The organism is Leptolyngbya sp. FACHB-711, from assembly GCF_014695615.1.
GTDB lineage: Bacteria > Cyanobacteriota > Cyanobacteriia > Elainellales > Elainellaceae > Leptolyngbya_A.
On record NZ_JACJOR010000209.1, the window covers coordinates 1 to 8,583 of the forward strand.

Below are 8,583 nucleotides of genomic sequence, written 5' to 3' on the forward strand. Positions count from 1 at the left end.
GAATTTCAGCCATGCCAGTTGTTTTTACTTCAATCGATCGTCAATAATTTATCTTCCCATTATTTGGCTCACGGGTAGAGGTTAACTGCGATTCCCAATTCTGCCGCGACGCTCAAATTAAGACGCTCAAATTAAGACGTTCAAACTAAAAGGAATTCGAGTAGCCCTTGGTGGATCGCGATCGCTACATAGGTGCAAAAGCTGCGATTGATTCCGTCTGGGTGATTCAACATTGCTTCCAGCAAGCCTAACTCGACTTTTAGCATCGGTACGGCAAGCGGATAAGGTAGCTCTGGCAGGGGAACGACTTCGCGATCGGGCAAATCTAGCGAGCCCAAAAGCTTGTGGTGCAGCAGCGAAGCATATGGCTGGCTTTCTGACGGCGCGTACTGCGTCTGAACCCCCATTGCGCCCCTCTCAGGAGACACTGCAACCAGACAAATCTGAAGCAGCAGATCGGGCTTTGTTTGCTGTAGCCTTGTCAACCGTTCTGCAAAATCGATCGAGTGATCCCGGCTCTGAATGAGGTCGGCTGCAACTCCCACCTGTTCGAGGTGTTCTGCCACCTGTACGCCCACCCACAACCCTGCCTGCACAAGGGGCGATTCTTCCTGCGCGGAGTACAGGTCGGAACTCATCTCAAGGGGGATCTGAATGGGGATCTCAATGTGGATTGCCACTCGTAGCCCTTCACCTGAAGCCGTTAGACGGGGAACCTGAAGCAAAGAACTTGTTGGAACAGCCAGGTTCTGCATCCAATCTTGGGCTCTGGTAGGCTCTACGATCGCAGGACTCTCTCTGGCTTCTGCCTCATCTTGTAAAATCAGGGCTTGATAAATCCAGGTAGCTAGCTCTGCTCTAGTAATTGGCAACAGCGGAGCTAACCGATCGCGCTGCGGCAAAATCAGCAGCTGATGTGCCACTGCCGTCGCTACTGCCGACACTGCAATGCTGGGAATCTCAGCTCGATCGCGAAAGATCCGCAGCAGTTCAGCCCGACCGCCACTTAGCCCCCGCCCCCGAACCAATCCCACGATCGCCTGCCATCGGGGAAGTGGCTGTTCTGGAGAAAAGTGCAAATCTGCCTCACGTTCGACAAATCCCAGTCGCTCTGCCTGGGCGATCACCCCGTCGGGAAACGGCGAAGCAATCGGCGCGGCTGCCTCCTGCTCGGTAGGCACATCTCGAACGCCGCGATTTGGAGAGCGATCGGACTGCTGAAATGCCCGTACCACTACAGCCGCAAACTGGGCACGCGAAACCGGTCGATCGGGCTGAAACGTGCGATCGGCAAAACAGCCCATAATTCGCCTGTCGAGAATGGTCAGCACAAAGGGTAGCGACCAGTGATTCACCAGATCGGGCGGAGTCTCTGGCAAATTGATCGCAGTCGGATCGGAAGTGAGTCTGGATTGCGGCTGAACGATCGCTGTAAAACTTTCTGCGTCCCAGCCTCCCGTTTGCACGGGTTGAAGGGCACGAAATTCAATCGCCCCTCGCACAGACAAAGGATGCAATAGGTTTCCCGCTGCAATGACAAGCTGCGCTCCCACGTTGCGAATTGCGAAATCTCCGTTGTCCTGAAAGTAATTTCCTCCGGGCGACTGTCGATCGCCTAAATCAGGCATCGCCTGACTAAAAATGACCAATCCTTCTCCGGTGTTGGCAGCAATCCGGTTTTCCCGCAGTACGGGACGACTCGCTCCCGATAGCACCATGCCAACCTGGTTATCGGTGATTTCGGTTTGATAAACGATCGGAGATGCAAAGTCGCTCAGCGTTACACCAAAACGATTTTGGCAAAACAAACTGCGCTGAATTTCTCCTTTGGCATAGCGCGTGAAGGCAATCCCACTTGCCCGATTTTGCAGAAGCCAGCAGTTGAGAATCGTGGGCGTGGCTTCTCCAGTGACAAAAATTCCCTCTCTGCCGCAGCCGCTCAACCGACAGTGGGCGATCGTTGCCGTAGCCGCTTCGATCCAAATTCCAGTTCCTTTCTCATGGGGATTGGTGATGGTCACTCCCCGCACCTGTGCCTGCTCCGCGATTACCAGAGCCACATTTTGCCTGCCAAAGATTGAGCTTTCCCAGTCGCCACCCCCAACGATCGTCGTCCTCTCGCCCCGCGTTGGCACATCCCCCACCACCACCACCCCAACCGGAATCTGCAGCGGAAACTGTTCACCCTGTACGGTGTCATAGCGACCGGGCTGAAGGTAGATGATTGTGCCCGAAGTCGCCTGGCTGAGCGCGTGAGATAAGGTCTTGAACGGCTGAGACTGTGTGCCGATCGCCGCTGAGGGCGAATTGCTGTCTCTCGACGCATCTGATCCGGCAATGGGGTCAACAAATAACTCTGAGACAAATAGCTCTAATAAGTGTTCAGAAGGCTGCGGATCTTCCATGAATCAAATCAGGCAGGTGAATAAAGCAAAACCCAAAAAGCAAAACTTAAAAAGTAAAACTTAAAAAGTAAAACTCAGAGAAGCTTAACGCCTTATTGAAATTAAAGGTCTCTCTCGCGGTTGATTTCCGATCGATACTGTTTGAGACCGCAAATCTATCGGTATGATTGGTCATAGCTGTCTGGCCATCAAGTTGTCCGAGCATTAATTATCTGGGCATCAGGTTGTCTGGACATTCATAGTCTGGATATCAGGTTGTCTGGGTATTAATTACCTGGGCATTAATTATCTAGACATCAAGTTTAGGCATGACATTTGTGCGATCGAGCCAGTAGACATGGTAATAACAGTTCTGGTCTTCAATGTTTTGATTGCTTCGCTAGGGTTTTATGTTGCCTGGCGGCTCTGGCAACTCCGCCGAACCCTTGCCAAGGCAGCCGATGCTCTCATTGCTGCCGAACACAGTACACATAAGGTTCTGCACGGTGCGCCCAGGAATATCTCCAAGGGACAGAGCGGTGTAGCGCAGGCGCGTCAGCAGTATCGCAAAGCCGCAATTCAGCTTGAGAAAGCGCAGAAACTGCTTGCCCTGCTTGGCTTAGGACAAATCGTTTGGAACCAGTATCGATCGATCATTCCTGCCCAACGCAATCAGCGACTGACTCTTTTTGCCCGTATGATTCGGTCTAGCGTTCGAGGGGCATCATGACAACAGCGCGAACCGTCTGGAAATTGTCTAATCTTGAGATAGAGCGATTCTGAACCGGAGATTCGATTCAGTCGATCGATGCAGTAGAAAGGTGAAATGACCATGACAGAAAACCGTGGCGGAGGATCTGGGGTATTTGTAGGGGGATTGCTGGTTGGAGCAGTCGTTGGGGTCGTGAGTGGGCTACTGGTGGCTCCACGATCGGGTCGAGAAACCCGGCAGTTTTTGAAAAAATCGGCAGATGCCCTGCCGGAACTGGCAGAAGATCTCTCAACTAGCGTCCAAATTCAAGCCGATCGCCTATCAGAAACGGCATTACGCAAATGGGATAAAACGCTGACTCGTTTACAGGAGGCGATTTCCGCCGGACTTGAAGCCAGCCAGCGCGAACGGCAACTTTTGGAGCAGCAGGAAACGCGAGCGGTCGTCGAAGCCCGTCCTTCTGTTCGTGATTCGGCATAAAGGTACAGGCTGAGTGAAGTGAATTCTTGATAGTAAAGCCTTATAGAAGTATTGGTGAGATAGGGAAACAGTGTGGTAGACCCTTTGTTTTGGCTAGGACTCTCGATTTTGCTAGTTGCGGTTAGCATTACCGCCGTGCTGATGGCTGCGCTGCCTGCTTTTCAGGAGCTATCGCGGGCAGCTCGTAGTGCTGAGAAGCTATTCGACACCCTCAACCGAGAACTGCCGCCCACCCTGGAAGCAATCCGCCTTACAAGCCTGGAAATTACCGAACTCACTGACGATATGACTGAGGGAGTGCAAAACGTGGGTCGGATGACTCAGCAAGTGGATCAGGGTGTGGGCGGGGTAAAGCAGCAGGCAAAGCAGGCGCAGATCACGACACGCAGCGTCGTCGCTGGCTTCAAAGCAGCCCTAGGAGCCTTCACCCGTCCTTCGGGTCGGCGGGCAGCTCCAGTACCAACCCGTCCCCGTTTGCCTGCCTCACAAGCTGAGGAATTTGAAGAAATAGAAGAGATTGAGAGAGTGGAGGGAATTGAGGGAGTCGAGGAAGTCGAGGTTTTTGAGCAGTTTGAAGTTGAAGTTGCCCCGATCGCGGATCATCAACAGTCCGCTCGTGCAGCCAGCCGTCGGGTTGAGGAACCATCACCAATCAATGCCGGTGAAATCGGTGCAAATCAAGCCGCGATCGCTTCAATGGAAGCAGATACCCCCAATCTACCGCCGCAAAATGGCAATTTCTACGCCCCCCAGCTGCGCTCGCCTGGTTCTTCCTCGCTTAACCTGCCGCCTTCTACCTCGCCCCAAATGCCTCCTCATCAAATCGAGGCGTATCGGGAACGTCAGGGCTAGTGCTTGAGCAGGTGGGTTGATTGTTAAGTTTGAGCGTTAATCATTCATTATCAGGATTCATCATCCAAGAGGCCCATCACCGATCGATAGTGTGCCTCAACCTGCTGCACCATTGCAGACTGGCGATTTGTCTGCCACTGACTGCGATCGAAAATCTCCTGCCGCAGCAGATCAACGTCGATTGTCTGAACTTTTCCTTTTGCCACCACAGTCTGACCGTTGACCCACACCTGAGCCACTGCACTTGCAGGTCTGCCCATCACCAGTAAACCGATTGGATCAGTGCGCGGCAGCAGTGATAAGTTGGTCAGGTCATACAGCACCAGATCTGCTTTTTTGCCCACGGTTAGCGAACCCGTCTGCTCAGCCAGATTTAACCCCGTCGCTCCGCCCAACGATGCCATCTCGATCGCCTCACGCGGACTGATCCAGTGGCGATAATCGGTATCTGTCACATTGTGCAGCAGCGTGCCTATCTTAATCGCCTCCAGCAAATCCTGCCCGTCGTTGCTAGCCGAGCCATCACAGCCAAAAGTGACATTCACGCCCGCCTGTCGATATTTTAAAATGGGGGCAACGCCGCTGCCCAGGCGCAAATTGCTCAGGGGATTGTGTACAACGGTCGATCGCGTTTCTGACAGGATTTCAATGTCGGCATCATCGAGCCAGACACAGTGTGCCAGCGAAGTGTGAGGCGTGAGAAATCCCAGATGCTTTAAGTGCTGAACTGCGCTATATCCATATTTCTCCTGGGCAAGCAATTGCTGTGCTCTGGTTTCGAGCAGGTGAGTATGGCAGCAAAGCTGATACCGATCGCTCAACGTCACACAGCCCTCAAACAGCGCGTCTGAGCAGAGCTGCATTCCCGTTGGAGCCAGCATGAGATGAATTCCGGCTTCTGGTCGGTGAAAGCGATCGATCGCCCGCTCCATTAGCGATAGCGTCTCTTGGGTTGTTCGAGCATAGGGCTGATGCTCAAGCAATTTCCCCCCCGAAGGAATGCTCTCGGTCAGCGAAGCATCCTGAATCAGCGGACCAATGAACGCCCGAATGCCAATTTCTTCATAGGCACGGGCGGCAGCAGCGATCGTCTCTTCCTCCTGTCCGGGGATCAGCACCAGATGATCAACTACGCAGGTTCCGCCCGACAGCAGTGTCTCGGCTGCCGTTGCCAGCGCACTGAGATAAATTTGCTCTGGACTGAACAGCGTAAAGTCGTAGAGTTCTGCCAGCCACAGTTCGAGCGGATAAGGCGGAATCATGCCGCGCTGCCAAAATTCTGAAGAGTGAGTATGAGCATTGAAAAATCCCGGCAGGAGCAGCTTGTTTTGTCCATCAATTACTGTTCCGACAGGCTCTAGATGGGGCGCAATAGCAGCAATGCGATCGGCTTCAATGCGGACATCAACGGTTGCATAGCCTGATGCGAGCGGGATCAATGCGTTTTGAATCGTGAAACTCACAGCGAGTCCTCAAAAACTGCGAAAAGAAGTTACGAGAAGAAATTGCGAAAAGAAACTTAGCAATGGGATTGCGAAAAAGTGAGAAGCGTTGGTTTAATTTAACTTCCGCTAGTGGGTCACTGCCTAACTGGGCACAGCAGCCTTAGAACTGGTTTGAGAAGGATTAAAAGTGCTGCCGCTCCCTGAACAGGTCAACTTTTGGGAATTTTGAAGCTGAGTGATGGTGCTGTGCCATGGTTCGGTTTCCCCCGACTTGGGGGGCGAGGAGAGCTAGGGTTCTCCTATATCAGGACGAGTATCAGGACGAGGAGGTGGGTTAGAAGTTTGGCTCTTTCAACATCTTGAATCGTCAAACTCATCATAAGCGATCGATTTTTATTTCTAAGTTGGGCGCTGCAATCAATTCAAGCAAAATCGCGGCTTTATTTCCTGCTTTATTTCCTGGCTAAAGTACGATAATTGCAAGGCAAAGGGTTTGGAGGCGAAGGGAGCATCCTGGATCTTCCCAGAACATCCTCTCTGGTAAACCCTCTCCTGTAACTTGAGCAGATTACTAAAGCAGACGACTATGTTTGAACGAATTAATCTACCCGACAATGTACTGCCGCCTGTTTCGCCCTACTGTCATGCGGTACGTGCAGGGGATTTTTTGTTTGTCACCGGGCAGCTTGCCCAAAACCCAGAAACAGGTCAGGTTGATCGCGGCTCCATCGAAGACCAGACCCACCGTGTGATGCAAAACTTAAAACTGGTGCTGGATCAGGCAGGCAGCAGCTTCGATCGGGTGGTAATGGCGCGGGTGTTTCTCACGGATTTTCGTCACCTGTCTACCGTGAATGAAATCTATGCATCTTACTTTCCCAGCGGCAATTTTCCCGGCAGGACGGCGATCGGTGTAACTGCCCTTGCCGGATTTGGCGATGTAGAAATTGACCTGATTGCCTATTGTGGAGCCTAGCAAATTGGGCAAGTTGACAGCTTGTGAAATTCAGCAGAAGTTCCTGCTAGTCGTTCTGATAGAAATGAACCCCGCCCCGATTTTGCGTCTTCGCGATCGCACAGGCTTTATCTGCTGCTCTGATTGCGCTTGCGGCATCTGACTTTGCAGCAAGGCTGACTAAACCGATGCTGACTCCCACCGAAAACTTCTGCCCTTCCCATTCAAACCAGAACTTTTCGATGGCTTCGCAGAGCGAGTGCGCGACATACATTGCCTGTTCGGTAGGGCACCGATACAGTAGAACTGCAAACTCATCTCCTCCCAAACGGGCGATCGTATCGGCTCTTCGCACTTTGTTTTGCAGCAGGCGGCTCACCTGACGCAACAGCTCATCTCCCGCTGTATAGCCGCAGGCTTGATTGATTTCGCGAAAGCGATCGAGATCGAGAAAACACAGGCTATGTTCCTGGTCATTTGCCTGAGTCAGGGCGATCGCCTGCTGAAGACAATGCTCAAATTCTTGTCGGTTCACCAGCCCGGTCAGCGCGTCATAGCGGTCTTGCCAGGTCGATACGACATCATCAGCAGAAACTGCGGCAGCTTCGCGCAAAACCACCACGCTGCTAGTGACTTGTCCCGTCGGAGCGTGAATTTCAACCCGCGTACTGTTCACTCGTCTTTCAGAGTGATCCCGGGTTTGCAGCAGGGCAGCGCAGTCAACATTGCTGAGAGAACGCTGTTCGTAGGAATCCGCTATCAGGTTGGGCAAAGGCTGCCCGGTGTTGCAGTCCCGAAGCGGAAGAATTTCTGAAAGCGATCGTCCCTGGGCTTCCTGGGTGTGCCATCCAGTGATTTGCTCCGCAACGGGATTGAGCAGTTCCACCCGTCCTTGAGCATTGGCAGTAATCACGCCGTCGCGGATGGTGTGCAGCATCACCTGGGTTTGCTCGATCGCCTGAGATAGACTGTCCCTCAATCGATCGCGTTCTTTGCGGTAAGCTTTCAGACGCATCCAGAGTAGCACGATCATGCCAGCAAGAATGGCGATGAGGAAGGCAATCACGAGCGTCATGGCGGTTGAGGCTTCACCGATCACAGCAAAATACAACGGAAACACGAGAATAGAAGTCAGGGAAAACACAAGCTGCACCGGGTAGAGAAACTGTGAGGAGCTCTGTTGCCTGCTCGGTTGGGGAGACAGTTTGAACGAAAACATTGTGCGGCGAGGTTTGAGCAGGAACATTGGGAGCGAGGTTTTGAGCGGACATTTAAGGAAAATCATGCCGCAAGCTAAGTCAGGAAACTGCTGATTTAGGGCAATGTTACCCAAGACGTACCAAAAAACTGCCTGGAGCAGACATATCAAAAAACGATACAAAAAAGGAGCATGGATTTCCACACTCCTGATTACGCTAAAGTTTTATCGAGCCAGTTTCTCAGGAAAACCGATCGCTCAAGTCATTTACTCAAGCCATTTATTTATTAGGCTGAGGGGTCATCCGCAGATAAGGCTTGACTTCAGTCACGCCTTTCGGGAATTTTTGTTTTGCTTCTTCGGTGGGAATCGAAGGCACGACTACGCAATCGCCGCCGTCTTTCCAGTCTGCCGGAGTCGCAACGCTGTAATTATCGGTTAATTGCAGCGAGTCGATCACGCGCAGGATTTCATCGAAGTTCCGTCCGGTGCTGGCAGGATAGGTCAGGGTGAGCCGCAGCTTTTTCTGGGGGTCGATGATGAACACCGATCGCACC

The 8,583-nt window shown here is 52.4% G+C and carries 8 protein-coding genes; 4 read left to right on the forward strand and 4 right to left on the reverse strand.

Annotated elements, in window-relative coordinates:
• Window positions 1-140 precede the first annotated feature (140 nt).
• Window positions 141-2,405, reverse strand: coding sequence for a DUF1565 domain-containing protein (locus H6F80_RS07900; RefSeq protein ID WP_190791034.1), 2,265 nt, complete (start codon window positions 2,403-2,405; stop codon window positions 141-143).
• Window positions 2,406-2,742: 337 nt separating this feature from the next.
• On the opposite strand from H6F80_RS07900, the gene H6F80_RS07905 reads away from it, so the two are divergent.
• From H6F80_RS07905 to H6F80_RS31205, 3 genes are all read left to right on the forward strand, one after another.
• A complete protein-coding gene (locus H6F80_RS07905; protein ID WP_190791035.1) occupies window positions 2,743-3,114 on the forward strand; it encodes a hypothetical protein in 372 nt (123 codons plus the stop codon).
• Window positions 3,115-3,216: 102 nt separating this feature from the next.
• On the forward strand, window positions 3,217-3,576 hold the full coding sequence (locus H6F80_RS07910) for a YtxH domain-containing protein (RefSeq protein ID WP_190791036.1): 360 nt from the start codon (window positions 3,217-3,219) through the stop codon (window positions 3,574-3,576).
• A 72-nt stretch (window positions 3,577-3,648) separates the two neighbouring features.
• Entirely contained in the window at window positions 3,649-4,428 is a 780-nt protein-coding gene (locus tag H6F80_RS31205) for a hypothetical protein (protein ID WP_190791037.1), read from the forward strand.
• Window positions 4,429-4,478: 50 nt separating this feature from the next.
• Here the strand turns inward: H6F80_RS31205 and H6F80_RS07920 are convergent, their stop codons facing one another.
• Window positions 4,479-5,891, reverse strand: a complete 1,413-nt coding sequence (locus H6F80_RS07920; RefSeq protein ID WP_190791038.1) for an amidohydrolase family protein — start codon at window positions 5,889-5,891, stop codon at window positions 4,479-4,481.
• Window positions 5,892-6,459: 568 nt separating this feature from the next.
• Between H6F80_RS07920 and H6F80_RS07925 the strand changes: the two genes are divergently transcribed.
• Window positions 6,460-6,849, forward strand: coding sequence for a RidA family protein (locus tag H6F80_RS07925; protein ID WP_190791039.1), 390 nt, complete (start codon window positions 6,460-6,462; stop codon window positions 6,847-6,849).
• Window positions 6,850-6,895: 46 nt separating this feature from the next.
• On the opposite strand, the gene H6F80_RS07930 is transcribed toward H6F80_RS07925, so the two are convergent.
• Together H6F80_RS07930 and H6F80_RS07935 are read right to left on the reverse strand one after the other, a co-directional pair.
• A complete protein-coding gene (locus H6F80_RS07930; RefSeq protein ID WP_190791040.1) occupies window positions 6,896-8,161 on the reverse strand; it encodes a diguanylate cyclase domain-containing protein in 1,266 nt (421 codons plus the stop codon).
• 145 nt (window positions 8,162-8,306) lie between these two features.
• Window positions 8,307-8,583 (reverse strand): thioredoxin domain-containing protein (locus tag H6F80_RS07935; RefSeq protein WP_518523542.1); only part of this gene is annotated, 277 nt, incomplete at its 5' end.